This is a genomic window from Amycolatopsis mongoliensis, assembly GCF_030285665.1.
GTDB classification, from domain to species: domain Bacteria; phylum Actinomycetota; class Actinomycetes; order Mycobacteriales; family Pseudonocardiaceae; genus Amycolatopsis; species Amycolatopsis mongoliensis.
Window position 1 is genome coordinate 5207334 of sequence record NZ_CP127295.1, and the last position, 26716, is coordinate 5234049.

Here is a 26716-nt window from a genome sequence, read left to right on the forward strand (position 1 = left end):
GGCAACTCGGATGACCGAACTGCGCAACTATCGTGCACCGTGATCGCCGCCGAAGTCAAGGAGCGGTGACTTTCGCGGGTCCGCACGCACGGTGACCGCGCGCATGGCAGCATCACGGCGAACGCCGTCAAGGCGTTGTTTTCGTGAAGGGGAGTGCAGTGCGGATCCTGTCGGTGGACCTCGGGACGTCCAACACCGTCGCCGTCCTTTCGGCGCACGGCATGCCGCCCCGGGTCGTCGAGGTGGACGGCTCGGCCAACATGCCGTCGGCGGTGTTCGCCACCGAAGAGGGCACGATCATGGTCGGCCGCGACGCCGAGCGCCGCGCGCGCCTGGACCCGACGCGCTTCGAGCCGAACCCCAAGCGCCGCATCGACGAGCAGACCCTGCTGCTCGGCACCGACGTCGTCCCGGTGACCGACGCGCTGGCCGCCATCCTGCGCCGCGTGCTCGAGGAGACCTCCCGCCAGCTCGGTGGCGACCAGCCCGACGAGGTCCGGCTGACCCACCCCGCGCAGTGGGGCCAGACCCGCCGCAACGTCCTGATGTCGGCCGCCCGGCTCGCCGGGATGGGCCAGAACATCCTGCTGGTGCCCGAACCCGTCGCGGCGGCGGCACACTTCGCGTCGTTCCCCGGCAAGTCGCTGGCCCCCGGGCAGGCGCTCGCGGTCTACGACCTCGGGGCGGGCACGTTCGACGTCGCCGTCGTCGGCGCCACGCAGAACGGGTTCACCGTGCTCGCCGAGGACGGCCTGCCCGACCTCGGCGGCCTCGACGTCGACCAGGCGCTGATGGTGCACGTCGGGCGCGAGGTCTCGCACTCCGACCCGCAGCGCTGGCAGCGGCTGCTGCGCCCCGAGTCGACCGCCGACCGGCGCACCCGGCGCGCGCTGCAGGAGGACGTCAAGGCGGCCAAGGAGGCGCTGTCGCGGCACCCGCAGACCGAAGTGCCGATGCCCGAGCCGTTCAAGGACGTCCTCGTCACGCGCGGCGAGCTGGAAGGCCTGGTCCGGCCGGCGATGCTGCGCAGTGTGGAGCTGCTGTCGCGGACGCTGCGGTCGTCCGGGCTGACCCCGGACCGGCTGGCCGGCATCTACCTCGTCGGCGGGTCGAGCCGGCTGCCGCTGGTCGGCACGATGATCGCGGAGAAGCTCGGCGTCGTGCCGGGCAGCCTCGACCAGCCGGAGACCGCCGTCGCGCTCGGTGCCCAGCACGTCGCCAGGGACGGGCTGGGCGCGCGCACGCAGAACGTCGAAGGGGCGGTGGCCGCGGGCGCCCCGCACCGCCCGCAGTACGCGCCGCCGCCCCCGCCGCAGTACCAGGGCTACGCGCCGGCGAACTTCCCGCCCAGCGGCCCGCAGCCGGTGCCGTCGAACTTCCCCGCGTACTCGCCCGCGCCGGAGCGGGCCGAGCCGAAGGCGGGCGGGAAGAAGAAGCTGCTCGTCGGGATCGCGGCCGCCGTCGTGGTGGTGCTCGCGGCCGGGCTGACCTACTTCCTGACGTCGTCGTCCTCGGCGACGACCTACACCGCCGACCAGTGCAAGACGCCCGGGCAGGCGGACGACAAGGGCCTCACCGGCTGCCTGCGCCAGCTCGCCGGGAAGATCGCCGACACCGGCGACTGCAAGCCGGGCATGGGCAACGGCCCGGCCGCGCCGGCGAAGAGCCTCGGGGTGGCCTCGACCTGCTCGGCGCCGGGGCGCGCGGGCACGCAGGTGACCTACGTCCAGAGCGACAACGCCGACACGCTCAAGCAGTACACCGACGGCCTGCTCACGTCGGCGGGCGGGGACCGCACCGAAGCGGACTGGGGCGGCAACGGGCTCAAGGGGCACTACTCGTCGGCCGCGGGCAGGACGGCGGCGGTGCTCGTGTTCACGGTGTCGGACCGGCCCCTGGCCGGGTTCATCTACCAGCTGAACTCGAGCGATCAGGCCGAAGCGACCACGCCGGACACGCTGGCGAACTACTTCGAGGCGAGCGTCCAGCCCGGGGAGTAGCCGCCGGGCGCGAACGGACCGTTCGCGCCGCCGGGTTAGAGTGGGTCCGATGCGGATCACGGTTTTCCGGCGGCTGATGGCCGACGAGTTCGGCTCCGGGCGTGCCCAAGTGCTGGCCAGGGACCACGTGCTCAGCGGGCTCGGCGGCCGCACCGTGGACCAGGCGCTGACCGCGGGAATCCCGGCCAAGGAGATCTGGCGAGAGGTCTGCGACGCCTTCGACGTCCCCCGAGAACGGCGCTGAAGGGCGCTGACCTGCGCGGATTCTCGCGGGGCCGACCCGGGTGGGCGAAAAATCCTAGCGCAAGGGCGTGTCGGTGCCGACCTCGAACAGGTGTTCGTCTATGGTGTTGTCCACATCGGGTCCAGCGATCCACAGATTGGGCGCCGCGCCTGGAATTGTCGGTCCCCGCCGCTAGCGTCGGACCGGACAGCTGAAGAACCGACACAGAGCCCTCGAGACGGGCTTCGACCAGCGAGGTGGACTTCCATGCCTGCAGCACCCGACAAGGACAAGGCGCTCGAGCTCGCGCTCGCGCAGATCGACAAGCAGTACGGCAAGGGCTCGGTCATGCGGCTCGGCCAGGACGGCCGCGCGCCCGTCTCCGTGATCCCGACCGGCGCGATCGCCCTCGACGTCGCGCTCGGCATCGGCGGGCTGCCCCGCGGCCGCGTGGTCGAGGTCTACGGCCCGGAGTCCTCCGGTAAGACCACGGTCGCCCTGCACGCGGTGGCGAACGCGCAGAAGGCCGGCGGCATCGCGGCGTTCATCGACGCGGAGCACGCGCTGGACCCGGAGTACGCCAAGAAGCTCGGCGTCGACACCGACGCGCTGCTCGTCTCCCAGCCCGACACCGGTGAGCAGGCGCTCGAGATCGCGGACATGCTGATCCGCTCCGGCGCGCTCGACATCCTGGTCATCGACTCCGTGGCCGCGCTCGTGCCGCGCGCCGAGATCGAGGGCGAGATGGGCGACTCGCACGTCGGCCTCCAGGCCCGCCTGATGAGTCAGGCGCTGCGCAAGATGACCGGTGCGATGAACAACTCCGGCACCACGGCGATCTTCATCAACCAGTTGCGCGAGAAGATCGGCGTCATGTTCGGCTCCCCGGAGACCACGACCGGTGGCAAGGCGCTGAAGTTCTACGCGTCGGTCCGGCTCGACGTGCGCCGCATCGAGACGCTCAAGGACGGCGGCGAGCCGGTCGGCAACCGCACCCGCGTCAAGGTCGTCAAGAACAAGATGGCCCCGCCCTTCAAGCAGGCCGAGTTCGACATCCTGTACGGCCACGGCGTCTCCCGCGAGGGTTCGCTCATCGACATGGGTGTCGACCAGGCGATCCTGCGCAAGTCCGGTGCCTGGTACACCTACGAAGGCGACCAGCTCGGCCAGGGCAAGGAGAACGCGCGGAAGTTCCTGCGCGACAACCCGGACATCGCCAACGAGATCGAGAAGCGGATCAAGGAGAAGCTGGGCATCGGCGCGCAGCTCGACGCCGAAGCCGTCGAAGCCGTGCCGGCGCCGGTCGACTTCTGATCGACCGGGTTGGGTCCTCACCGTGGCGCGATCCACGGTGAGGTGCGGATGAACGACGAGGAGTGACCGAGGTGGCGAGGGCACCGAAGATCCCGCCGTCGGAGCTGCCCCCGGAGGAGCGCTTCAAGAAGGCCAAGGAGATCTGCTACGACCTCCTGGCCGTGCGGGCGCGTACTCAGGAGGAGCTCCGGCAGGCCTTGCACCGCAAGGGCTTCGACGAGGAGACCAGCGAAAACCTGCTCGGCAAGCTCGACCGGGCCGGGTTGGTGAACGACGCGGAGTTCGCCGAGCTGTGGGTGAAGTCCCGGCACGAGACCCAGGGGCTGTCCCGCACCGCGTTGCTGGCCGAACTGCGGCGCAAGGGCGTCGACGACGAAGTCGCGGCGCAGGCGGCGGGCGAGGTCGACCGCGAGTCCGAGGAGCAGATGGCCAAGGAACTGGTCCGCAAGCGCCTCGGCTCCCTGGGCAACGTCGACGAGCAGACGGCGCTGCGGCGGCTGCTCGGCTTCCTGGCCCGCAAGGGATACCCGCAGGGGCTGGCCTACACGGTGATCAAGGAGGAACTCCGCGAGTACGGTGCGGAGTCCACCCTCCTCGACGACGCCTACATCGACTGACGGCGCCCGGCCTGGCCCAGGTCGCCGCGGCGCGAGGAGTGCCGGTGCGGCGGGTGTGCCGGTGCTCGCAGCGTCGGGAGCGCCGGCCCGGTCGTCAAGCGGAGCTCGCGGACACCGTCTCCCGGGCGACCGGCCGCCGGTCCGAGCGGTGCTTGCGGACCGCCAGCAACAGCACCGCGAGCAGCCCCATCACCACGCACGTGACCACCGCCGTCAGCACCAGGAACTCGTTGAGCTGCCCGGCCGCCAGGTACGCGCCCAGGGCCACCGCCACCAGGGCGCACACCGCACGGTCCACAATGGACTCCATCGACAGGAGCGTCGCGCGGTAACGGGAGTCCGGGATGGAGTCGTTCAGCAGCTGCTTCTGCACCGGGAACGAAATCCCCGTCGCCACCGCGAAGACGCACAACACGAGCACCGTCGGGAAGGAGCCCACGAACACGACCAAACCGAGGCACAACGCCATCACGATGGTCAGCGTGAACACCGAACCCACCGGGCCGATCGCGCGGCGGAGCCGGTGCGGGCGGGCCGCGCCCAGGGCTTCGAAGACCGTCATCGCGGCCAGTACCGCGCCGTACCAGTTCACCGACAGTGTCTTCGACTCCAGGATCGGCTGGAACAGGTTCACCTGGCAGATCCGGACCAGCGTGAACATCGCGATGCCCTGCACCATCAGCAGCATCAGCCACCGCGACGAGCGCAGTGCCGACAGCGCGCCGCCGACGCCCGCGAGCAGCGACGCCGTCTTGTCCTTCACGCGGCGGCCGCCGGGGATCGCGGGAAGCTTCAGGGCGAACGCGAGTGCAACCGCGGCGTTGATCGCCGTCAGCCAGTACGGGGACGGCAGGTTCCACGTCATCAGCAGGCCGATCACCGGCCAGTACACGATCTTGCCGACCAGGCTGAACGCACGGCCGACGCCTTCGACACGAAGGTAGTGTTCGCCGGAGCCGGAAGCGTGCAGGTACTCGTACAGGTACGCGCTCTGCGCGCCGGACACCAGCGACCGCGCCAGGGCGATCAGCACGAAGTGCACCAGGAACCCCGTGTACGAGCCCAGGAACACCGGCACCAGGTTCGCCGCCACGAGCACGCCGGCGCCGGCCGCCAGCGAGGTGCGGTAGTCGAACCGGTCGGCGATCATCCCCGTCGGGATCTCCAGCAGGCAGAACACGATGTAGTAGATGCTCTGGATGCCGAAGATCTCGCCGTCGGAGAGGCCGACGAGTTTCTGGTACTGGTAGAAGATCGGCACCCACAGCAGCAGGCCGAAGAAGAACTGGAACCCGTAGGTCAGCCGGACGGTGCGGCGGACGGCGGGGTTCGCGGGCAGGCGAAGGCCCAGCATGGTCGTGTCTCCCGGAAACTCAAACAGAATAAGGACGCAGCTGCACGAGGTGGAGGTGGTCGCCGTCGGCGAGCCACTCGATGTCCACCGGCGAGCCGAACGTGTAGTCGGGCGAGAAGTGCCCCTGCAGCAGGCGCCCGGCGATCGCGAGCCGCTGCAGCTGTGCGTGGGCGGCCTCGTCGAGGTCCGACGTCGCATCGCCGAGCGACACCGTGCGGCCACCGCCCTCGACCGTCGAGTACAGGTACTGCATGGGCATGGCCGCACCCTCGACGACGTCGGTCACGCGAGGTGACACGTTGACGTACACCGTGCGGAAGTCCGCGCGGTTCATCGGGTTCGTCGTCACCAGCACGCCGCCGAAGTCGGCCGTGACCTGTTCCTGGATCACGACGCCCATGTAGCACTCGTCGAGGGAGATCCCGGCCTGCCGCCGCAGCCGGACGCTGCGCACCGACACCAGCGAAGCCCAGACTTCCTTGACACTGGCGAAGATCCGCTCGGCCGTCGTGACGTGGTTGAGCGACTCGTAGATCCCGGCCGCCGAGAACCCGGCCAGGTCTTCGGCGTTCGACGAGCTGCGCACGACGAACGTCCGCACGCCGGCCAGCTGCGACACCAGCGCAGAGTCGATCTCCCCGGCCAGCGCGCCCGGCATCCGGGCCGACCGGATCAGGCTCTGCAGCTCGACGCACAGCGGCTCGATCTCCCGCGCGTCCAGTTCCAGGGCCATCTTCAGCTTGCCGATGGCCTGCTGGATCCGCGGCGACGACTCCAGGAACCGCCGCTGCAGCGAGAACGGCAGCGCGATGCCGCGGGGCACGCGGACGCGCTCGTCGAGCAGCCGGCGGGCCGCGGCGGTCAGGTCCGTGACGTCGGATCCGGCGGGGACGTCCAGCAGCCGGGCCAGGTACGGCAGCAGGTTCTCCCGCGGCGGCCGCGGCACCTGGTAGAAGCCGAGCAGGCGCTGCGAACCGTGCGCGAGCACGTGGTGCAGCTCGCCGAGGTTGGCCGCCTTGGTGCCGTAGCGGTAGCGGTCGGACGCGCGCAGCCGCGTGAGGTTCACGATCGGGCTGTGCGCGGACTCCGGCTCCTCCAGCGTGACGCGCTGGGCGTACCAGCTCGGCGGCGTCGCGGTGGCCGGCTCGGGAATCTCCCGCAGCGACAGCGACCGGTCGTCCACCGTGTACTCGACCCACTTGCCGTCGAGCCCGCGACGCTCGATGTCGGCGAGGGCGCCGAGCTGGACGGCGTTCGGGATCTGCCAGCCGGTGGCGAGGACGTTGGTGTGCGACAACGGCGTCGTGTGCCGGGCGTTGACGATGCCCGACAGCCGCGGGATGTCGTCGGGCACGCGGTCCATCACGATGATGTCCGACCAGTCCAGCGTCGCGGCCCGGTACTCGGCCTCGCTGCGGAACGCGCGCAGCCGGCCCGTGGCCGTGCCGGGGTTCAGCGCGACGAAGGGTGCCGTCGAGAACAGCTCGTGCGCGAACACGCGCGGCAGCTCGCTCGGCGGGATCTCCCGGACGATCCGCTCCTGCAGCCGGTTGGCCGGCTTGAACACCAGCGGCAGCGCCGGGTCGACGTACTGCGCGACGAAGGCGTGGAACTCCCGGATCAGCTCGGCCGGCATGGTGTCGACCTCGACCGTCTCCAGCGAAAGCATCTGCGGGTGCCGGGCGAGGATGCCGAGCAGGAACCGGCGGTCCGGCGCGTGGTAGAAGTCCTGGTTGTAGGAGTCGATCTCGGCGCGCACCCGTTCTTCGGGGACGCCGAGGATCTCTTCCCCGATATAGATCGCGTGAAAGGAATGGCGCGCGTCGTTCAGGAAGTGGATGACCGAGTTTTCGCGGTCCACCACCACCTTGACGAAGGAATAGCCGCCGAGGGTGCCGCCCAGCTGGTGGAGGGCGGACAGGGAAAGACGTTCGCCGATGAGTGCGGCGACGTTCTCGGGGGCGGGACTGGGGGCGACCACGCTGGTCAGGGACACCGGTTCTCCTCGCTCGAAACAGCGAGGAGGAACGATAACAGGGGGTGAATCACCGACCGTCAGGCAAATGGCCCGATCACTGGCACAAACGGGCGAACGCATGATCGCCACCACACCCGTTAGGAGCACCGTTCCAGCGCTTGGGAACGGTGCTCCCGGAATCCGGACGCCAATTCCGCCGTTCGGGTCCCGAATTCCGCGGGGTGATCTCCGCTACAGCTTCGCGGCTTCCGCGGCCAGCTTCTCGATCGCGGCGAAATCGCCGGCGTCGATCGAGGACTTCGGCGTGAGCCACGAGCCGCCGATACAGCCGACGTTCGGCAGCGCCAGGTACGAAGGCGCCGAGGCCACCGTGATCCCGCCGGTCGGGCAGAACTTCAGGGACGGCAACGGGCCCGCGATCGACTTCAGGTACGCGACACCGCCGGACGCTTCCGCCGGGAAGAACTTCAACGCCGACAGCCCCCGTTCGGCCAGTCGCATCGCCTCGGACACGGTGCTCGCGCCCGGCAGGAACGGCAGCCCGGTCCCGAAGCACGCGTCGACGACGGCGTCGGTGCAGCCCGGTGTCACGAGGAACTTCGCGCCCGCGTCGGCGGCCTGCTTCGCCTGGTCCGGCGCGGTGACCGTGCCGGCACCGATGACGATGTCCGGCACTTCGGCCGCGACGCGCTCGATCGCCGACAGCGCCGCCGGGGTGCGCAGGGTCAGCTCGATGACCCCGATCCCGCCGGCGAGCAGGGCCCGGGCCGTGGGCACGGCGTCGGCGGCGTCGTCGATCACCACGACGGGCATCACGGGGGACAGCTCGAGCAGGTCCTGACCGGTGGTCACTGACCGACCTCCTGGGTTTCCAGAGTGTGCGTGGGCATTCCGAAGTGCTCCGGAGTGAGCGGCCCGAAGACGGATGCGCCCAGGTCAGCGGGGCCGACGGCACGGCGCAACGCGGCGAACAGCTCTCGGCCGGTGCCGGTCCAGGATGCTTCGGACGGCGGTCCGTCCACAAGCTCACGCCGGGCGAGTTCTTCGTCACCGACGAGAACGTCGAGGCTGCCCGCGGACGCGTCGAGCCGGACGACGTCGCCGTCGGCGATCCGGGCGATCGGGCCGCCCGCCGCGGCTTCCGGCGTCACCTGGATGGCGGCCGGGATCTTGCCCGACGCGCCCGACATCCGGCCGTCGGTGAGCAACGCCACGGCGTGCCCGCGATCCATCAGGACGCCCAGCGCCGGGGTGAGGCCGTGCAGTTCCGGCATGCCGTTGGCCTGCGGGCCCTGCTGCCGGATCACCACGACGACGTCGCGGTCCAGCTCGCCGGCCTCGAACGCGGCCGTGAACGCCTCCTGGGTGGTGAACACCCGCGCCGGCGCCTGGACGACCCGGTGCTCGGGCGCCACCGCGGACACCTTGACCACCGCGCGCCCGAGGTTGCCCTCGACCATCCGCAGCCCGCCGTCTGCGGCGAACGGGCGCCACGCCGGGCGCAGCACCTCTTCGTCGAGGCTGCGGGTGGGCACGTCGCGCCAGACCAGCTCGCCGTCGGACAGGATCGGCTCGGCCCGGTAGCGGTGCAGCCCGAAGCCGGCCACGGTGTGCACGTCTTCGTGCAGCAGCCCGGCGTCGAGCAGCGTGCCGACCAGGAACTGGATGCCGCCCGCGGCGTGGAAGTGGTTGATGTCGGCGCTGCCGTTCGGGTACACCCGCGCCAGCAGCGGCACGACGGCCGAGAGGTCGGAGAAGTCGTCCCAGGTCAGCTGGATGCCGGCGGCCGCGGCGACGGCGACCAGGTGCATCGTGTGATTGGTCGACCCGCCGGTGGCGAGCAGCGCGATGACGCCGTTGACGAACGCCTTTTCGTCGAGGATCCGCGAGACCGGCGTGTACTCCTCGCCGCGCGAGATCGCGACGACCCGGCGGCCCGCCTCCTCGGTCAGTGCCCGGCGCAACGCCGAACCCGGCTGGACGAAGCTGGCGCCCGGCAGGTGCAGGCCCATCACCTCGACGACCATCTGGTTGGAGTTGGCCGTACCGTAGAACGTGCAGGTGCCGGCCGAGTGGTACGACGCCGCTTCGGCGTCCAGGAGGTCTTCGCGGGTCGCGAGACCCTCGGCGTACAGCTGGCGGACGCGCGCCTTCTCCTTGTTCGGCAGGCCCGAGTTCATCGGCCCGGCCGGGACCAGCACGGCCGGCAGGTGCCCGAACGACAGGGCCCCGATCAGCAGGCCGGGCACGATCTTGTCGCAGACGCCCAGCAGCAGGGCCGCGTCGAACATGTCGTGGGACAGCGCGATCGCCGTCGACATCGCGATGACCTCGCGGCTGAACAGGGACAGCTCCATGCCGGCGCGGCCCTGGGTGATGCCGTCGCACATCGCGGGCACGCCGCCGGCGAACTGGGCGACACCACCGGCGGAGCGCACCGACTTCTTCAGCCAGGCCGGGTACTCCTGCATCGGCTGGTGCGCCGAGAGCATGTCGTTGTAGGACGAGACGATCGCGACGCCCGGGGCGCGTGCGGCCCGCAGCGCCTGCTTGTCGGCGCCTTCCATGGCGGCGAAGCCGTGGGCGAGGTTGCTGCACGCGAGGCCGCGGCGGACCGGGCCTTCGGCGTGCGCGGCAGCCACGCGGTCGAGGTGGGCCGCGCGGGTCGCGGCGCTGCGCGCGGCGATGCGCTCGGTGACGTCGGCGACGACTCGGTGCAGCTTCGTGGTGGGGGTGGGGCTCATGTCCGGCTCCGGATCACTGGTGTGGGGTGGTCCGCGGGACGGCAGCGCTGGCGCCTCTGGGTCGTGACACTGGCCACAGTACCTCGGGAAAACGCCGAATCAAAATCGATTCAGAAGATCGACCCGCGTGACCCCGATCACCCCCAGAACCGTTAGTGTGCTAGTTGTCACACTGCACGACGCACGGTAAAGCCGTAGGGCGAGTGATCGTCCGCCCGGCTTCCGCCGGCCCCACCACACCGGGAGGAATGATGTCCACCTCCGAGATCGCCGAGCTGCGGCGAACCATCGGCCAGCTCAGGCAGTGCGTCGGCGCACTGCGCTCGCGTTACGGCGACGCTTCGGCGGTGCGCCGGCTCGCCAACGACGTGGAGCGCCTCGACATCGACACCGCGGACCTCGACGGCACCCCGCTCGCGGTGCCGGCCCAGGCGAAAGCCGCGGAGCGCGTCCAAGTTCCCGATACGCCCTACGACCCGGCGCTGTGGCACGGCGCCGATGACGAAGGCGTCGGCGGCTACAAGCGCGACCAGCGGTGAGCGCTCCCGCTGACAACGGCGTCGGCACCGGCGTCCGGGCCCCCAAGCGGGCCCGGATCGCCGAGCGCACCCTCCGCACGGACCGGTGGTGGCTCCAGCCACTGCTGACCGTGCTCGGGCTGTCCGCGTTCATCATCTACGCGACGGTCCGGTCGTTCGTGCGCACGGCGTACTGGGTGCCCGACTACCACTACCTGACGCCGTTCTATTCGCCCTGCCTGTCCACGTCCTGCGTCGAGGGCTCGAGCCACTTCGGCCACTGGTTCGGCGACCTGCCCGGGTTCATCCCGCTCGGCTTCGTCGTGCTGCCGTTCCTGCTCGGGTTCCGCCTGACCTGCTACTACTACCGCAAGGCCTACTACCGGGCCGTCTGGTTCTCCCCGCCCGCCTGCGCGGTCGCGGAACCGCACGCGAAGTACACCGGCGAGACGCGGCTGCCGCTGATCATCCAGAACGTCCACCGCTACTTCTTCTACGTCGCGCTGATCGTCTCGCTCGTCAACACCTACGACGCGATCACGGCGTTCCACGGGAAGACCGGCGGCTTCGGGTTCGGGCTGGGCAACATCATCCTGCTCGGCAACGTGATCCTGCTGTGGGCGTACACGCTTTCCTGCCACTCGTGCCGGCACGTGACCGGTGGCAGGCTGAAGCACTTCTCCAAGCATCCGGTGCGCTACTGGATCTGGACGCAGGTGACGAAGCTCAACACCCGCCACATGGCGCTGGCCTGGACGACGCTCGGCACGCTGGTGCTGACCGACTTCTACGTCATGCTCGTGGCCAGCGGCGCGATTTCGGACCTGAGATTCGTGAACTAGCGCCTCCCCCCGACAGTGCTCCCTAAAACTGACGTCCCCAGTTCCGAGGTGGAATTTCTTCATGACCGAGGTCGAACGCCACAGTTACGACGTGGTGGTGATCGGTGCCGGCGGTGCTGGTCTGCGCGCCGTGATCGAAGCCCGTGAGCGCGGTTTCCGCGTAGCCGTCGTGTGCAAGTCGCTGTTCGGCAAGGCGCACACGGTGATGGCCGAGGGCGGGTGCGCGGCGTCGATGGGCAACGCGAACTCGAACGACAACTGGCAGGTCCACTTCCGCGACACCATGCGCGGCGGGAAGTTCCTCAACAACTGGCGGATGGCCGAGCTGCACGCCAAGGAGGCCCCCGACCGCGTCTGGGAGCTGGAGACCTACGGCGCGCTGTTCGACCGCACCGCCGACGGCCGGATCAGCCAGCGCAACTTCGGCGGCCACACCTACCCGCGGCTGGCGCACGTCGGTGACCGCACCGGCCTCGAGCTCATCCGCACGATGCAGCAGAAGATCGTTTCGCTGCAGCAGGAGGACTTCGCCGAGACCGGGGACTACGAGGCGAAGATCAAGGTCTTCGCCGAGTGCACGGTCACCGAGCTGCTCACCACCGACGGGAAGATCGCCGGTGCCTTCGGCTACTGGCGCGAGAGCGGCCGGTTCATCCTGTTCGAGGCGCCCGCGGTCGTGCTCGCCACCGGCGGCATCGGCAAGTCGTTCAAGGTGACGTCGAACTCGTGGGAGTACACCGGCGACGGCCACGCGCTGGCCATGCGGGCGGGCGCGAACCTGATCAACATGGAGTTCGTCCAGTTCCACCCGACCGGGATGGTCTGGCCGCCGAGCGTCAAGGGCATCCTCGTCACCGAGGGCGTGCGCGGGGACGGCGGCGTGCTCAAGAACTCCGACGGCAAGCGGTTCATGTTCGAGTACGTGCCCGACGTCTTCAAGGGCCAGTACGCCGAAAGCGAAGAGGAAGCCGACCGCTGGTACTCCGACGCGGACAACAACCGGCGCACGCCGGACCTGCTGCCCCGCGACGAGGTGGCCCGCGCGATCAACTCCGAGGTCAAGGAGGGGCGCGGCTCCCCGCACGGCGGCGTCTTCCTCGACATCGCCAGCCGGCTGCCGGCCGAGGAGATCAAGAAGCGGCTGCCGTCGATGTACCACCAGTTCAAGGAGCTGGCGGACGTCGACATCACGGCGGAGCCGATGGAGGTCGGCCCGACCTGCCACTACGTCATGGGCGGCATCGAGGTCGACCCGGACACGGCCGCGGCGAGCGTGCCCGGCCTGTTCGCCGCCGGCGAGTGCTCGGGTGGCATGCACGGGTCCAACCGGCTCGGCGGCAACTCGCTGTCGGACCTGCTGGTGTTCGGGCGCCGCGCGGGCCTCGGCGCGGCCGAGTACGTGCTGGCCCTGACCGACCGGCCCGCGGTCGCGCAGTCCGATGTGGACGCCGCGGCGAAGATGGCGCTCGCGCCGTTCGACCCGCCCGAGGGTGCCGCGGCCGAGAACCCGTACACCCTGCACACCGAGCTGCAGCAGTCGATGAACGACCTGGTCGGCATCATCCGCAAGGCCGGGGAGATCGAGCAGGCGCTGACGAAGCTCGCCGAGCTGCGGCAGCGGATCCTGCGCGTCACGGTGGAAGGGCACCGGCAGTTCAACCCCGGCTGGCACCTCGCGATCGACCTGCGCAACATGCTGATGGTCAGCGAGTGCGTCGCGAAGGCCGCGCTGACGCGGACCGAGAGCCGCGGCGGGCACACGCGGGACGACTTCCCGGGCATGGACCCCGAGTGGCGGCACAAGCTGCTGGTGTGCTCGGCGTCGGCGGGGGACAATCCTGTCGTCCCCGACATCGACGTGGTGGTGAAGGAGCAGGTGCCGCTGCGGCAGGACCTGCTGGAGCTGTTCGAGTTCGGCGAGCTCGGGAAGTACTACACCGACGGCGAGCTCGAAGCGCACCCCGGGAGCAAGGCATGAGCTACAAGGCGAGCTTCCGCGTCTGGCGCGGCGACGACACCGGCGGCGAGCTGCAGGACTTCACGGTGGAGGTGAACGAGGGCGAGGTCGTCCTCGACATCATCCACCGGCTGCAGGCCACCCAGGCGTCGGACCTCGCCGTGCGGTGGAACTGCAAGGCGGGCAAGTGCGGCTCGTGCTCGGCGGAGATCAACGGCAAGCCGCGGCTGCTGTGCATGACGCGGATGTCGACGTTCACCGAGGACGAGGTGATCACGGTGACGCCGATGCGGACGTTCCCGGTGATCCGCGACCTGGTCACCGACGTGTCGTTCAACTACACGAAGGCCCGGGAGATCCCGTCGTTCACCCCGCCCGCGGACCTCAAGCCCGGTGAGTACCGGATGCAGCAGGTGGACGTCGAGCGCTCGCAGGAGTTCCGCAAGTGCATCGAGTGCTTCCTGTGCCAGAACACCTGCCACGTGGTGCGTGACCACGAGGAGAACAAGGAGTCCTTCGCCGGGCCGCGGTACCTGATGCGCATCGCCGAGCTGGAGATGCACCCGCTCGACGTCGCGGACCGGCGTGACGCCGCCCAGGAGGAGCACGGTCTCGGCTACTGCAACATCACCAAGTGCTGCAGCGAGGTCTGCCCGGAAGGCATCCACATCACCGACAACGCGCTCATCCCGATGAAGGAGCGCGTCGCGGACCGCAAGTACGACCCGATCGTGTGGCTGGGCAACAAGCTCTTCCGCCGGGACAAGTGACAGCTTCTCGTTCGACGCTCGCGAACCGCGTGCTCGCCGCCCTCGAGGCGGCGGTCGGCGGTTCGCGAGCGTCGTTACGGGGGTCGCTCGCGCGGGGGACCGCGGCCGCCTACAGCGACATCGATGTCGGGTGGCGGGTGCCTTCGGCCGCGTTCCCCCGCTTGTCTCGACGTGCTTCCGGTGCTGTCCGAGGTGCAGCCCGTCGCTTCCGTGCGGTTCTCGCCGGACTTCCGGCATTCGCCGGTGCAGCGGCTGGTTTTCGTGCGCTTCGAGGGCGTGCCGCTGTTCTGGCGGCTCGACCTCGACGTCCGCACCGAGGCGGCCGACGACGTTCCCGCGCCGGCCGCCGATGACGAGTGGTCCCGTCCCGCCGGCGCCCTGGCCAGCTGACGCCGTGAATGACTCATTCCTGTCACCGGACGACAGGAATGAGTCATTCACTGCACCGGCTGGTCGGGCGCGGTCGGTTCGACGACGCTCGCGGCCTGCTCGACCGGGGCTTCGAGCGGATCGGCTCGGCCGACCGGGCCACCGGTGAGTGGGCGGCGGACGTCGCCCGGCTGGCGTCGGCGTGCGCACGGCGTGAGCCGGACCTGGCGGGGTTCGCGGCGGAGATCGTCGCGCCGGCGTGACAGGGTGGGGGCATGGAGATCGAGCTGCTGCCGCCGTCCGCCGGCGCCGCGGTGATCGCGCGGATCACCGCTCTCGTCAACCAGGTCTACGCCGAGTCCGAGAAGGGGCTGTGGCTGGGGAGTACCGACCGGACGTCGACCGACGAGGTGGCCGGGTTCGTGCGGGCCGGGGAGATCGCCGTCGCCTTCGTGGACGGGGACGTCGCCGGATCGGTGCGTGTCCAGCGGCTCGACGCGGCGACCGGTGAGTTCGGCATGCTCGCGGCCGACCCGGCGCGGCGCGGACTCGGCATCGGGCGGGAGCTGGTGCGGTTCGCCGAGCGGGCGAGCCGGGACGTGGGCTGCCGCGAGATGCAGCTGGAGCTGCTCGTGCCCCGCGAGTGGACGCATCCGGCGAAGAAGTTCCTGGCCGAGTGGTACGACCGGCTCGGCTACCGCGTGACGCACCGCGCCGACCTCGCCGAGGACTACCCGCACCTCGCGCCGTCGCTGGCCACGCCGTGCGATTTCCTCGTCTACCGCAAGGATCTTGCATGACGGTGCTCGCCGGGGCGCACGTCTTCGACCCCGATACCGGCGAGACGACCCGCGCGGACGTCCGGCTCGACGGCCCGCGGATCGCCGAAGTCGGGCTGGGCCTCGACGGCTTGCCCGTCGACTGCTCGGGTGGGGTGCTGATCCCCGGGCTCATCGACTGCCACGTGCACGTCGCGTTCCGGCGGCCCGAGTCCCTGCCGCGCAGCGCGCGCATCCTCGAAGCCGTGCCGGTGCTGCGCCGGTTGCTGGCACGCGGGATCACGACCGTGCGGGACGCCTGGGGCGCCGACGCCGGCTTCAAGCACGCGCTGCGCGAGGGCTGGATCACCGGGCCGGACCTGCTGGTCAGCCTGCGTCAGCTGGGTCCGACCGGCGGGCTCGGCGACACGTGGGACCCGGCCGCGGGTGCCGTCGACAACTACGGCGACCCGTCGCTGCCGGACCCGCTGTTCGACGGGCCGGATGCCGCTCGCGCGGCCGTCCGCCGGATGGTGCGCGCCGGCGCCGACTGGATCAAGGTCGGCGCGAGCGGGTCGATGCGGGCGGTCCGCGCGGGCGTGGACGTCCGCCCGACCGACGACGAGCTCGCCGCCGTGGTCGACGAGGCCGCCCGCTGCGGCCGTGACGTCCTGGCCCACGCGCACACGTCGGCCGCGGTGGTGTCGGCGGCCCGCGCCGGGGCACGCAGCGTCGAGCACGGCACGTTCCTCGACGACGACGCCGTCGCGGCCCTGGCGAACGCCTGGTACGTGCCGACGCTGTCGCCGATGAGCGACACCGAGTTCGCCGGCACGCACCGGCGTTCGCTGCGCCTCGCGGTGGAGGCGGGCGTCCGGATCGCCGCGGGGTCCGACCTCGCCCCGCGTCCCCATGTCGACTTGACGACCGAGCTGCGCTTGCTGGCCGCGGTCCTCGGCGACGCGGCGGCCCTGACGGCAGCCACGGCGGAGGCGGCCCGCCTGCTCCGGCTCGACGACGACCGCGGCCGCGTCGAGCCGGGCCTGCGCGCGGACCTCGTGCTGCTCGACGGCACGGACCTGGACGTGACGGACCTGCCGGGCAGGATCCGCGCCGTCTGGCACGACGGGAACCGCGTCGGCGAGCTCACTTCGCCATGAGATCGAACTCCTCGGCCAGCCGCACCAGGAACTCCCGGGACTCTCGTTCGGACAAGGCGGCCTGCTCCAGACGCGTGCGAAGGACGTAGAAGGCTTCGACCGCCACGCGCTCGTCGATGAACAGCCCGGCGGCGAAGGTCTCCTCGTAGGCCACCGGTGGGTGTTCGGCGAACTCGAGGATCGTGAACCGGCTGCCGACCAGGTGGTACGGCGGTGCGGAGGCGGGGACGACCCGGATCGTGCAGTGCGGAAGGTTGGTGGCCAGCACCAGGTACTGCAGCTGTTCGTGCATCAGCGCCGGGTCGCGCAGGATCGACCTCAGGGTGTGCTCGTAGACGAAGTAGAGGCAGTGCGGTGGGTTTCGGCGCTGCAGCAGCTGTTGCCGGTCGATCCTCGCCTGGACGAGCAGCTTGAGCCGGTCGGTGGTGTACCGCCCGGACATCTCGTAGACGGTGCGTACGTAGTCTTCGGTCTGGAGCATGCCGGGCAGGGCCGTCGGGCTGTTCGAGATCACCGTGGTCGCCAGGTTTTCCTGGATGATGAGGGACTTCATCGGGTCGACGAGCTTGTCGAAGTACGGCCGCACCCAGTACAGCTCGCTCGGTGGCCGGGTCAGGTGCAGCAGCCGGTCGCGTTCGGGGGCCTCGGTCCCGCAGTGCGCGAGGTAGATCGCCGCGTCGATCGGCGAGATACGGCGGCCGTTCTCCCAGCCGGACACCTTCGACGCCGACCAGTGGGCGCGCCGGGCCACCTCGCGCAGCGACATCTGTTTCGCCTCGCGCTGGGTCTTCAACTCGACACCCATCTCCCGGGTGCGCACCGTGCTCTTTTCGGTCATGCCCGCACGCTAAAGGCAAGTGCCGACAAAATGTCCCGTGCCGCGCGGGGGTTCACCGGAACGGATGTCGCTGTTCTGCCTGTGCGACAACGGATTCCGGGCGCGAAGCGCTGCGAAGCAGCTTCGCAAAATGAAGCGCGCTTCGCACGTTGATAAGCCACACTCGCATTCATGACGTTCCTATCCGGAATCGACCTGAGCCGCCGGTTCTACGCCGAAGCGGTCGCGCCGGCGGTCGACGGCCCGCACAGTGCCGCGCTGGTCGGACCCGGTTCCGAGGTGCTCGGTTTCGACACCGCACGCTCCGCCGACCACGACTGGACCGCCCGCGTCTTCCTGTTCCTCCCGGAGCCCCGCGAACCACGCGTGCCGGCCACCTTCCTCGGGCATCCCGTGAAACTGGTCGTCGCGACGCTCGACGGCTGGGCGCGCGACTTCCTCGGCTTCGACCCGCTGCACCCGCGACCGCACGACTGGCTCGCCACCCCGACCCAGGTCTTCGCCGAGTTCACCGGGGGCGCCGTCTTCCACGACGACCTCGGGTTCGAGACGCTCAGGCAGCGCGTCGCCTGGTACCCGGACGACGTCTGGCGGTACGTCCTCGCCTGCCAGTGGCAGCGGATCGGCCAGGAGGAGGCGTTCGTCGGCCGGTGCGGGGAGGTCGGCGACGAGCTGGGGTCGGCCGTCGTCGCGGCGCGGCTCGTGCGGGACCTCATGCGGCTGTGCCTGCTCATGGCTCGCCGGTATCCGCCCTACGGCAAGTGGTTCGGCAGCGCGTTCGCGCGGCTGCCCGCGGCCGTGACGCTGGCGCCGCACCTCACCGGCGCCCTCGCGGCGACGACCTGGCGGGAGCGCGAACGGCACCTCGTCGCGGCCTACGAGAACGTCGCCGAGCTGCACAACGCGCTCGGCCTCACCGACCGGGTGAATCCGCGGACCAGGCCGTTCTTCGACCGGCCGTTCCAGGTCATCGACGCCGGCCGGTTCGTGACGCCGCTGCTGGCCGGGACGCCGTCGGCGAACCCGGTCGGGGCGATCGACCAGTTCGTCGACAGCACCGACGCGCTCGGGCACCGCGCGCTGACCCGCGCGGTGGTTGACTGCGTGCATGGCTGAACCGAAACCGCGGGACCTGGCCGCGCTGCTGCTGACGCTGACCGTCGTCACCGGGGTCGTCGACGCCGTCAGCTTCCTCGGGCTGGGCCGGGTGTTCGTGGCCAACATGACCGGGAACGTCGTCTTCTTCGGGTTCGCGGCGGCGGGGGAGGCGACGCTGTCGGTGCTCGCGTCGCTGACGGCCGTGCTGGCGTTCCTGGCGGGCGCGCTCGCCGGCGGACGGCTGGGCCGCCGGGAGGACGACTACGCCGCCCTCCGCCAGGTGACCGCGGTCCAGGCGGCGCTGGTCGCGACGGCGGTCGTGTTGTCCGCGACCCTCGGCAGCGGCACGCGGGCAGGCAGCGAGCTGCTGATCGTCGTGCTGGGCACGGCGATGGGCCTGCAGAACGCGGCGGTCCGCCGGATCGGCGCGCCCGACCTGACGACGACGGTCCTGACGATGACGCTGACGGGCTTCGCGGCGGACTCGAAGGCGGCCGGCGGCGACGGGGCGCACCCGCTGCGGAAGGTGGCCGCCGTGGGCGCGATGCTGGTGGGCGCCTTCGCCGGCGGACTGCTCCAGCTGCACGTCGCGATGTGGACGGCGCTCGCGCTGGCCCTGGTGCTCGTCCTCGGCGTGCTGGGGGTGCTGCACCTGGGCCCGGCCCGGCGGACGGTGGCGGCCGAGGGTTAGCCGAGCGCGCGACCGCCGTCGACCAGCAGGCGCTGGCCGGTGATGAAGCCCGTGTCCTTCGCGGCGAAGAAGCTGACCGCCGCGGCCACGTCTTCGGGCGTGCCCAGCCGGCCCACCGGTACTCCCGCGAGGTAGGCCTCGCGCTCGGCCTCCGGGACCTCCGCGTGGCGCTCCACCGGGACGAAACCCGGGGCCACCGAGTTGACCGTGATGCCGTCCGGGGCCAGTTCGCGGGCCCACGACCGGGCCAGGCCGATCTGGGCCGCCTTGGCCGTCGCGTACGCCGAGCGGCCGGGTGGCGGGCGATCGGCGACCTCCGAGTCGATGTGGATGATCCGGCCGTAGCCGCGGGCGCGCATGCCCGGGAGCACCGCGTGGCCCAGCAGCACCGGCGAACGCACGAAGAAGTCCAGGTGCCGCAGGTGCTCCGGCCAGTCCACTTCGGACAGGAAGACGTCCGGCTGCGGGCCGGTCGCGTTGAGCACCAGCACGGTGACCGGGCCCAGCAACGCCGTCACCGCGTCGACCAGCTCGCCGACCTGGTGCCGGTCGGTCACGTCGGCGGCGAAGGCGGCGGCCTTGGCACCCTCGGCGAGGATCCCCTCCGCGGCGGTCTTGAGGTCGGGGTCGTCGTGCCGGCCGTTCACCGCCACCGCGAACCCGTCGCGGGCCAGCCGCCGGGCGATGGTCCGGCCCAGCCCTCGTGAACTCCCGGTCACCAGTGCGACACCCATGGGCCCGACGCTAGGGGAGAGCCCGGGACAGGACAAGGCCCCCGGGACGGATCCCGGGGGCCTCGGACGGGTGACTCAGGCGGAGGCGGCGACGGCTTCCTGCGCCGCTGTCGGGGGTGCGCCCACGACCTTCTTGTTGCGCCGGTTGCGCCGCTCCAGGTACGTCGCCAGCGCCGTCAGCAGCAGGCACATCACGACGTAGATGCCGGTCGCCACGATCGTCGACGGGACGATCGGCCGCCCGAACGTGCCCTGCGAACCGATGTAGCGCGCGTAGTACAGCAGCTCCTGGAACGTGATGATGAAGCCGAGCGCGGTGTCCTTGAGCAGCACGACCAGCTGGCTGATGATCGTCGGCAGCATCGCCCGGATCGCCTGCGGCAGCAGCACCAGGAACATGACCTGCGTCTTGCGCATGCCCAGGGCGTACGCGGCTTCGCTCTGGCCCTTCGGCAGCGACTGGATGCCGGCGCGGAAGACCTCCGCGAGCACCGAGCCGTTGTACAGCGTCAGGCCGAGCACCACGCCGAGGAACGGCGACGTCGGCACGCCGACCGTCGGCAGGCCGAAGTAGAACAGGAACATCAGGATCAGGGCCGGGATGGCGCGGAAGAACTCCACGACGAACCCGGCGATCCCGCGGATCCACGCGTGGTCGGACAGCCGCCCGGCCGCGAAGATGGCCCCGAAGACGAGCGCGAGCACGGCCGCGGCCGCGAACGCCTGGAGGGTCTGGAGCACCGCATTGGCGAGGTCGCGCTGGACCTGCGCGTACTGCAGCCACTCCCACTTGCGGGCGGTGAACTGGCCGCTGTCGTAGAAGCGCCACCCGATGTAGCCGACGAAGGCGACGACCACGATGATGCCGACGACGGCGTAGCCGCGGTAGCGCAGCCGGGCCTTCGGCCCCGGGACGTCGAAGAGGACGTTGCTCATCGGGCCACGCTCCAGCGCTTCTCCAGGCTGCGTTGGACGAACGACAGCACGGCGACCAGGATGATGAAGCCGAGCGCGACCCACAGCAGGCCGACCAGCTGGTTCTCACCGCGTTCGGACAGGTACGAGCGGATCGCGCCGGCCTCGGCGACGGAGAAACCGGCGGCGATGGTGGTGTTCTTCAGCAGCGCGATCAGGGTGCTGATCAGCGGCGGGACGACCGACCGCAGCGCCTGCGGCAGCACGACCTGCCCGAGGATCTGGGCGAAGGTCAGCCCCAGCGCACGGCCCGCCTCGGCCTGGCCGACCGGCACGGTGTTGATGCCCGAGCGCACGACCTCGCAGATGAACGCCGAGGTGTACACGGTCAGCGCGATCACGGCGGCCGGGAAGTAGTCGACCTTGACGATGTCGAGCAGCGGGTAGGCGAACACGAAGAACGCGAACACCAGCGTGAGCGGCGTGTTCCGGGCGATCGTCACGTACGCCGTGCCGACGGCGCGGAAGACGGGGACCGGGCTCACCCGCAGCATCGCCAGGATGGTGCCCCAGATCAGGCTGCCGACGGCGGAGAGCACGAACAGTTCGATCGTGCGGAGGAAGAACGGACCGAACAGGTCCAGGTTGTTGAAGAGGACGTCCATGGAGCCTTCCCCGCGGCCGTGGTCGAGTGGGTGGTGGATGTGGGAAGGCCGGTGGATCGGGAGAACCCGATCCACCGGCCTCGTGTCACGTCAGTACTTTTCGAGGGTCGGCTTCTTGGCCTGCGAGCCCGACTTGCCGAGGGTCGCGTCGTAGATCTTCTGCCAGGTGCCGTCGTCCAGCGCCTTCTGCAGGATCTCGTTGACCTTGTCGCGCAGGACCTTGTCGTCCTTGTTCAGGCCGATGCCGTACTTCTCCGTGGAGAAGGTCTGGCCGACGACCTTGAGGTTGTCCGGGTCCTGGGCCGCGTAGCCCTTGAGGATCGCGTCGTCGGTCGTGACGGCGTCGACGTCCTTCGACAGCAGCTTCTCGACGCACTGCGAGTACTTCTGGAACTCGACGATGTTGCCGGGCTCGGTCAGGTTCTCCGAGCGGACCTTCTGGATCGGGGTCGAACCGGTGACCGAGCAGACCTTCTTGCCCTTGAGGGTGTCCTTGCCGGTGATCGACGTGTCGTCCTTGCGCACCAGGAGGTCCTGGCCGGCGATGAAGTACGGCCCGGCGAAGGAGACCAGCGCCTTGCGCTTGTCGGTGATCGAGTAGGTGCCGACGTAGTAGTTCACGTCGCCGTTCGCGATCGTCTGCTCGCGGGCGCCGGAGTCGACCGTGCGGAAGGTGATCTTCTCCGGGTCGAAGCCGAGGCCGGCCGAGACGAGCTTCGCGATCTCGATGTCGAAGCCGCCGAACTTGCCGGTCGTCGGGTCCTTCTGGCCCAGGCCGGGCTGGTCGTCCTTGGCGCCGACGGTCAGCGCGCCCGCCGACTTCATCTTCGCGAACACCGGGGAACCGGCCAGGTCGACGCCGGTCGCGACCGGGTAGGTCAGCGCGGCCGCGGCGTTCGAGCCGCTCTGGTCACCCGAGCCCGGCGTGGCCGGCGTGCCTTCCTTGCCGCAGGCGGTCATGGTGGTCATCGTCAGGCCACCGACGAGCAGTCCCACCGCGAGGGTGCGGATCCTCATGTGAATCTCTCCTGTGTGTCGTCACCCGTGACGCGAACGGCGTCGCGGAACGTTCTCTCAGTGGGTAAGGATCTTGCCGAGGAAGTCCTTCGCGCGCTCGCTCTTCGGCGCGGTGAAGAACTCTTCCGGCGTCGTGTCCTCGACGATCTCGCCGTCGGCCATGAAGATCACCCGATCGGCTGCCCGGCGGGCGAAGCCCATCTCGTGGGTGACGACCAGCATCGTCATGCCGTCCTTGGCCAGGCCGGTCATGACGTCGAGGACCTCCTGGACCATCTCCGGGTCCAGCGCCGAGGTCGGCTCGTCGAACAGCATGACCTTGGGCCGCATCGCCAGCGCACGCGCGATCGCGACGCGCTGCTGCTGGCCACCCGACAGCTGCGCCGGGTACTTGTCGGCCTGGTTGGCGATGCCGACGCGTTCCAGCAGCTCCATCGCCGTCTTGCGGGCTTCGGCCGTCGAGGTCTTGCGGACCTTCACCGGCGCGAGCATGACGTTCTCGACGATCGTCTTGTGCGCGAACAGGTTGAACGACTGGAACACCATGCCGACGTCGGCCCGCAGCGCCGCCAGGGCCTTGCCCTCCGCGGGCAGCGGGATGCCGTCGACGGCGATCTCGCCCGAGTTGATCGGCTCGAGCCGGTTGATCGCCCGGCACAGGGTCGACTTGCCCGACCCCGAGGGCCCCAACACCACCACGACCTGGCCGCGAGGTACCTCGAGCGTGATCTCCCTGAGCACGTGCAGGTCGCCGAAGTACTTGTTCACGGCGGACGCCTTGATCATCGGCGCCGCCACGTCCGCGGTCATCTGGCCTCCAGGGTCGTTCGAATGCGGCGTGGGTCACCACGCGATGGCGAGAACCTACCGTTGCTGCACCGGCCCGCAAGGCCGCTTGAGCAATACTTAGGGTTTCAACTGCGTATCGATGTCCATTTTGGGGGTATCGGGGTGGCGGCGCCCGGGCGGTCACCGAGCGTGACCGTCCGGGTGGCTCGTGCGCCCGGCGTCGTGAGGTCCTAGAGTTCGGCGCTACCGGCCGGTGGAGCAGGTCACCATGGGAGGCGGACGGGTGCGGGTGCTGCTGGTGGAGGACGACGACCGGGTCGCGGGTGCGCTCATCCCGGCGCTGGCCCGCCGTGGCCTGGCGATCGCCCGGCTCGCGACCGGCGCCGGCGTGCTCGAGCGGGTGCACGAGGTCGACGTCATCCTCCTGGACCTCGGCCTGCCGGACATCGACGGCGTGACCCTGTGCACCCAGATCCGCGCGGTCAGCGACGTCGCGATCATCGTGGTGTCGGCCCGCGGCGAGGTCGACGACCGGATCCGGGGCCTGCGCGCGGGCGCCGACGACTACCTGGTCAAGCCCTACGACGTCGAGGAGCTGCTCGCCCGGGTCGAGGCGGTGCGCCGGCGGCGCCCGGAGCACGCGGTCGCCGAGCCGGTCGTCATCAAGGCCGGGGACGTCAGCGTCGACCTGGCCCGGCACGAGGTGCTGGTCGACGGGCGCGCGATCGCGTTGTCCCGCAAGGAGTTCCAGGTGCTCGCCCTCGTGGCGGGCGCGCGCGGCGCGGTGTGTTCGCGCGAGCACGTGCTCACCGAGGTGTGGGGGCACCGGGGGCCCGCGGAGAGCCGGTCGCTCGACGTCCACGTCGCGACGCTGCGGACGAAGCTGGGCCGCCCGGCGCTCATCGAGACGGTGCGCGGGGTCGGCTACCGGCTCGGCGGCCAGACCGCCCGGAGCTGACGGCGTGCGCGTCCGGCTGCAGGGCATCGTGCTCACCCTGGTCGCGCTGCTGGTGTTCGGCCTGGGCATCCCGCTGGCCATCTCGATCGCCGCCGGCGCGCAGCAGGACCTGTTCCTCGACCGGCTGACCGACACCGCCCGGTTCGCGTCGCTGGCACAGCGCCCGCTGCTGGACAACAAGCCGTACCTGATCGAGCCCGACGTGCGCCGCTACACCGAGGTGTACGGCGTCCAGGTGGTCGTCGTCGACCAGGACGGCAAACCGGTCGTCACCGCGCTCGGCCCCGCCGCCGCGCGGATCGACCTCAAGGACGAGCGGATCAGCGATCCCGTCCACGAGGCGCTGGCCGGCCGCCGGTCGCAGCCGGCCGGCGTGCTGATGCCGTGGGATTCGACGCCGCTGGTGCTCGCCGAACCGGTGCTCGCCGACGGGGAGGTGCGCGGGGCGGTGCTCACCGTGTCCGCCACCGACTCCGAGCGCGCCGCCGTGCTGTGGTGGTGGCTGCTGCTCGCCGCGGGCGGGATCCTCGCCTTCGTGCTGGCGCTGGCCGTGGCGATCCCGGTGGTCCGGTGGATCCTGAAACCGGTGAAGCGGCTCGACGACGCGACCGGCGCGCTGGTGGCCTCGGTGGTCAGCGGGCGGGAGGCCGAGCCGGTGGGGGAGGGCGGCGGGCCACCGGAGCTGCGGCAGCTCGGCCGCTCCTTCGACCGGATGGCCGAGAGCGTGTCGGGCGCGCTGGCCGCGCAGCGCGCGTTCGTCGCGGACGCCTCGCACCAGCTGCGCAACCCGCTGACCGCGCTGAAGATCCGGCTCGGGAACCTCGAGGGCCACGTCGACGACGAGCCGGCGGCCGCCGACCTCGAAGCCGCGCGCGTCGACGCCGGGCGGCTGCACCAGATCCTGGACGGCCTGCTTTCGATGGCCCGCGCCGAGGCGTCCGGCGGCGAGCTGGACCCGGTGGTGCTGGACGACGTCGTCGCGGAGCGGGTCGCCGACTGGTCGGTGGTCGGCGAGGCCCGGGACGTGCGGCTGGTCGTCGACGCCGCGGGCGACGGTGCCCGGGTGCGCATGCCGCCGCGCGGCGCCGAAACGATCCTGGACGCGCTGCTCGACAACGCGCTGAAGTTCACCGCGGCCGGCACCGAGATCCGGGTCGCCGTCGAGCGCGACGGCGACCGGGTGCGCCTGTCGGTGCGCGACCACGGGCCGGGGCTGCCGCCCGAAGAGCTCGACCGCGCGCTGGACCGGTTCTGGCGCAGCCCGGCGCACCAGAACGTGCCGGGTTCGGGTCTCGGCCTGGCGATCGTCAGCGAGCTGACCGCGCACTCCGACGGCGAGCTGACGCTGGACCTGCCCGAGGGCGGCGGCCTGCGGATCGCGATGACGTTCCCGGCCGCCTAGGTCTTCTTCGCCCGGTAGTAGCGCAGCGCGCCGGGGTGCAGCGGGATCGGCTGGGTCTCGATGCCCGGGTGGACGTCGATCGACAGCGCCGCCGGGTTGGCCATGGCGAGCTGCTGGCGGGCGTCGAACAGGCCGCTGACCAGCGCCTCGGCGACGTCGTCGCTCATCGACTTCGGGACGACCAGGAAGTTCGGCACCACCAGCGTGGTCACCGGGCCCGGCTGGTTGTAGGTGCTGGCCGGGATGGACGCGGTGCCGTAGACCTGGTTGAGCTCCTGCATCTTCGGCATCACGTCGGCGATGTCGAGCAGGCGCAGGGACTGCTTGTCGTTGTCCTTGACCAGGCTGGGCGTCGGCAGGCCGCCGGACCAGAAGAACGCGTCGATGTCGCCGTTCAGCAGCGCGTTGATCGAGTCGTCGAGCCCGCGGGCGCTGGTCTTGACCGACCCGGTGAGCCCGGTCGCCTCCAGCAGCCGGGTGGCGATGTACTCGACGCCCGAGGACGGCGAGCCGATGGCGATCCGGTGGCCCCGCAGCTGGGCGACGGTCCGGATGTCGGAGTCGGTGCGCACGACGATGTGCAGGTAGTCGTCGTGGATCCGGGCGAGGGTGGCCAGCCGCGGGTCGTTCTTGTACCGGTCGGCGGCGACGTCGGCCGCGACGAACGCGACGTCGGCGTGGCCGGCGAGCACCCGGTCGAGGTTGTCGGGCGAGCCCTGGGTCTGCAGCACGGTGGGCCGGTCGATGTCCAGGCCCGCGGCCCACGCGTTGGCGAGGGTCTGGGCGAGCTTGTCGTAGACCCCGCCGGGGTTGCCTGCGGCGATCCGCAGCTTGAGATCGCCGAAGCCGGAACTGCAGGAGGCGAGCACCAGGAGCAGGGCGGCCGCCATCGCGAGCACTCGCCCCCGCCGCGTCCTGGCCACGGCCCGATCGTGCCAGATCCGGTGGCCCGGTGGTTGGTCGCGGGCGATCCGGGCACTCCCTCCGGGGACGGAGGGAGAACGG

The 26716-nt window shown here is 70.7% G+C and carries 27 protein-coding genes; 16 read left to right on the plus strand and 11 right to left on the minus strand.

Annotated elements, in window-relative coordinates; genetic code table 11:
• The first annotated feature begins 158 nt into the window (after nt 1–158).
• The 4 genes from QRX60_RS25420 to QRX60_RS25435 all read left to right on the plus strand — a co-directional run bounded on the left by QRX60_RS25420 (nt 159) and on the right by QRX60_RS25435 (nt 4154).
• Nucleotides 159–2000: an Hsp70 family protein gene (locus tag QRX60_RS25420; RefSeq protein ID WP_286003281.1), complete on the plus strand. Its 1842-nt coding sequence runs from the start codon at nt 159–161 to the stop codon at nt 1998–2000.
• A 49-nt stretch (nt 2001–2049) separates the two neighbouring features.
• Nucleotides 2050–2244 (plus strand): DUF3046 domain-containing protein, encoded by a 195-nt coding sequence (locus QRX60_RS25425; RefSeq protein ID WP_286003282.1) that lies wholly within the window; start codon nt 2050–2052, stop codon nt 2242–2244.
• Nucleotides 2245–2490: 246 nt separating this feature from the next.
• Nucleotides 2491–3537 (plus strand): recombinase RecA, encoded by a 1047-nt coding sequence (gene recA / locus QRX60_RS25430; protein WP_286003283.1) that lies wholly within the window; start codon nt 2491–2493, stop codon nt 3535–3537.
• 89 nt (nt 3538–3626) lie between these two features.
• Complete coding sequence (locus QRX60_RS25435) at nt 3627–4154, plus strand: regulatory protein RecX (RefSeq protein ID WP_286003692.1); 528 nt, start codon at nt 3627–3629, stop codon at nt 4152–4154.
• A 94-nt stretch (nt 4155–4248) separates the two neighbouring features.
• Here the strand turns inward: QRX60_RS25435 and QRX60_RS25440 are convergent, their stop codons facing one another.
• The 4 genes from QRX60_RS25440 to edd form a co-directional block, all read right to left on the minus strand.
• Nucleotides 4249–5508 (minus strand): MFS transporter, encoded by a 1260-nt coding sequence (locus QRX60_RS25440; protein WP_286003284.1) that lies wholly within the window; start codon nt 5506–5508, stop codon nt 4249–4251.
• Nucleotides 5509–5527: 19 nt separating this feature from the next.
• A complete protein-coding gene (locus QRX60_RS25445) occupies nt 5528–7504 on the minus strand; it encodes a PEP/pyruvate-binding domain-containing protein (RefSeq protein ID WP_286003285.1) in 1977 nt (658 codons plus the stop codon).
• Between the two features lie 213 nt (nt 7505–7717).
• Entirely contained in the window at nt 7718–8338 is a 621-nt protein-coding gene (gene eda, locus QRX60_RS25450; protein ID WP_286003286.1) for a bifunctional 4-hydroxy-2-oxoglutarate aldolase/2-dehydro-3-deoxy-phosphogluconate aldolase, read from the minus strand.
• Entirely contained in the window at nt 8335–10230 is a 1896-nt protein-coding gene (gene edd, locus QRX60_RS25455; RefSeq protein WP_286003287.1) for a phosphogluconate dehydratase, read from the minus strand. The genes eda and edd overlap by 4 nt, the downstream gene beginning before the upstream one ends.
• Before the next feature lie 251 nt (nt 10231–10481).
• Between edd and QRX60_RS25460 the strand changes: the two genes are divergently transcribed.
• The 8 genes from QRX60_RS25460 (at nt 10482) to QRX60_RS25495 (ending at nt 16604) form a co-directional block, all read left to right on the plus strand.
• Entirely contained in the window at nt 10482–10769 is a 288-nt protein-coding gene (locus tag QRX60_RS25460; RefSeq protein ID WP_284741071.1) for a hypothetical protein, read from the plus strand.
• Entirely contained in the window at nt 10766–11590 is an 825-nt protein-coding gene (locus QRX60_RS25465; protein ID WP_286003288.1) for a hypothetical protein, read from the plus strand. The genes QRX60_RS25460 and QRX60_RS25465 overlap by 4 nt, the downstream gene beginning before the upstream one ends.
• A gap of 61 nt (nt 11591–11651) precedes the next feature.
• Nucleotides 11652–13568, plus strand: a complete 1917-nt coding sequence (locus QRX60_RS25470) for a fumarate reductase/succinate dehydrogenase flavoprotein subunit (RefSeq protein ID WP_286003289.1) — start codon at nt 11652–11654, stop codon at nt 13566–13568.
• Nucleotides 13565–14317, plus strand: coding sequence for a succinate dehydrogenase/fumarate reductase iron-sulfur subunit (locus QRX60_RS25475; RefSeq protein WP_286003290.1), 753 nt, complete (start codon nt 13565–13567; stop codon nt 14315–14317). The genes QRX60_RS25470 and QRX60_RS25475 overlap by 4 nt, the downstream gene beginning before the upstream one ends.
• A gap of 180 nt (nt 14318–14497) precedes the next feature.
• Nucleotides 14498–14707, plus strand: a complete 210-nt coding sequence (locus tag QRX60_RS25480; protein ID WP_286003291.1) for a hypothetical protein — start codon at nt 14498–14500, stop codon at nt 14705–14707.
• A gap of 38 nt (nt 14708–14745) precedes the next feature.
• A complete protein-coding gene (locus QRX60_RS25485) occupies nt 14746–14949 on the plus strand; it encodes a hypothetical protein (RefSeq protein WP_286003292.1) in 204 nt (67 codons plus the stop codon).
• A gap of 12 nt (nt 14950–14961) precedes the next feature.
• Complete coding sequence (locus tag QRX60_RS25490) at nt 14962–15486, plus strand: GNAT family N-acetyltransferase (RefSeq protein ID WP_286003293.1); 525 nt, start codon at nt 14962–14964, stop codon at nt 15484–15486.
• Nucleotides 15483–16604, plus strand: coding sequence for an amidohydrolase family protein (locus tag QRX60_RS25495; protein WP_286003294.1), 1122 nt, complete (start codon nt 15483–15485; stop codon nt 16602–16604). Before QRX60_RS25490 ends, QRX60_RS25495 begins: the two co-directional genes overlap by 4 nt.
• On the opposite strand, the gene QRX60_RS25500 is transcribed toward QRX60_RS25495, so the two are convergent.
• The gene (locus QRX60_RS25500; RefSeq protein WP_286003295.1) at nt 16591–17442 is read right to left on the minus strand and encodes a helix-turn-helix domain-containing protein; all 852 of its coding nucleotides are present in this window, start codon (nt 17440–17442) and stop codon (nt 16591–16593) included. The genes QRX60_RS25495 and QRX60_RS25500 overlap by 14 nt on opposite strands.
• 171 nt (nt 17443–17613) lie before the next feature.
• On the opposite strand from QRX60_RS25500, the gene QRX60_RS25505 reads away from it, so the two are divergent.
• Nucleotides 17614–18558 carry a DUF4037 domain-containing protein gene (locus tag QRX60_RS25505; protein WP_286003296.1) on the plus strand — a complete coding sequence of 315 codons (945 nt, stop codon included), beginning with the start codon at nt 17614–17616 and terminating at the stop codon, nt 18556–18558.
• Nucleotides 18551–19231 carry a YoaK family protein gene (locus QRX60_RS25510; RefSeq protein WP_286003297.1) on the plus strand — a complete coding sequence of 227 codons (681 nt, stop codon included), beginning with the start codon at nt 18551–18553 and terminating at the stop codon, nt 19229–19231. Before QRX60_RS25505 ends, QRX60_RS25510 begins: the two co-directional genes overlap by 8 nt.
• Here QRX60_RS25510 and QRX60_RS25515 read toward each other — a convergent pair.
• From QRX60_RS25515 to QRX60_RS25535, 5 genes are all read right to left on the minus strand, one after another.
• Nucleotides 19228–19965, minus strand: a complete 738-nt coding sequence (locus QRX60_RS25515; protein WP_286003298.1) for an SDR family NAD(P)-dependent oxidoreductase — start codon at nt 19963–19965, stop codon at nt 19228–19230. The two genes, QRX60_RS25510 and QRX60_RS25515, sit on opposite strands and share 4 nt — an antisense overlap.
• A 75-nt stretch (nt 19966–20040) precedes the next feature.
• Nucleotides 20041–20901 carry an amino acid ABC transporter permease gene (locus QRX60_RS25520; RefSeq protein ID WP_286003299.1) on the minus strand — a complete coding sequence of 287 codons (861 nt, stop codon included), beginning with the start codon at nt 20899–20901 and terminating at the stop codon, nt 20041–20043.
• Nucleotides 20898–21545 (minus strand): amino acid ABC transporter permease, encoded by a 648-nt coding sequence (locus QRX60_RS25525; RefSeq protein WP_286003300.1) that lies wholly within the window; start codon nt 21543–21545, stop codon nt 20898–20900. The genes QRX60_RS25520 and QRX60_RS25525 overlap by 4 nt, the downstream gene beginning before the upstream one ends.
• 90 nt (nt 21546–21635) lie before the next feature.
• Nucleotides 21636–22562, minus strand: a complete 927-nt coding sequence (locus tag QRX60_RS25530; RefSeq protein WP_286003301.1) for a glutamate ABC transporter substrate-binding protein — start codon at nt 22560–22562, stop codon at nt 21636–21638.
• 57 nt (nt 22563–22619) lie between these two features.
• Complete coding sequence (locus QRX60_RS25535) at nt 22620–23348, minus strand: amino acid ABC transporter ATP-binding protein (RefSeq protein ID WP_286003693.1); 729 nt, start codon at nt 23346–23348, stop codon at nt 22620–22622.
• Nucleotides 23349–23634: 286 nt separating this feature from the next.
• Between QRX60_RS25535 and QRX60_RS25540 the strand changes: the two genes are divergently transcribed.
• Nucleotides 23635–24309, plus strand: a complete 675-nt coding sequence (locus tag QRX60_RS25540) for a response regulator transcription factor (protein ID WP_286003694.1) — start codon at nt 23635–23637, stop codon at nt 24307–24309.
• A gap of 4 nt (nt 24310–24313) precedes the next feature.
• Nucleotides 24314–25711: a sensor histidine kinase gene (locus tag QRX60_RS25545; protein ID WP_286003302.1), complete on the plus strand. Its 1398-nt coding sequence runs from the start codon at nt 24314–24316 to the stop codon at nt 25709–25711.
• Here the strand turns inward: QRX60_RS25545 and QRX60_RS25550 are convergent.
• Nucleotides 25708–26634: a TAXI family TRAP transporter solute-binding subunit gene (locus tag QRX60_RS25550; RefSeq protein ID WP_286003303.1), complete on the minus strand. Its 927-nt coding sequence runs from the start codon at nt 26632–26634 to the stop codon at nt 25708–25710. The genes QRX60_RS25545 and QRX60_RS25550 overlap by 4 nt on opposite strands.
• Between the last annotated feature and the right edge of the window lie 82 nt (nt 26635–26716).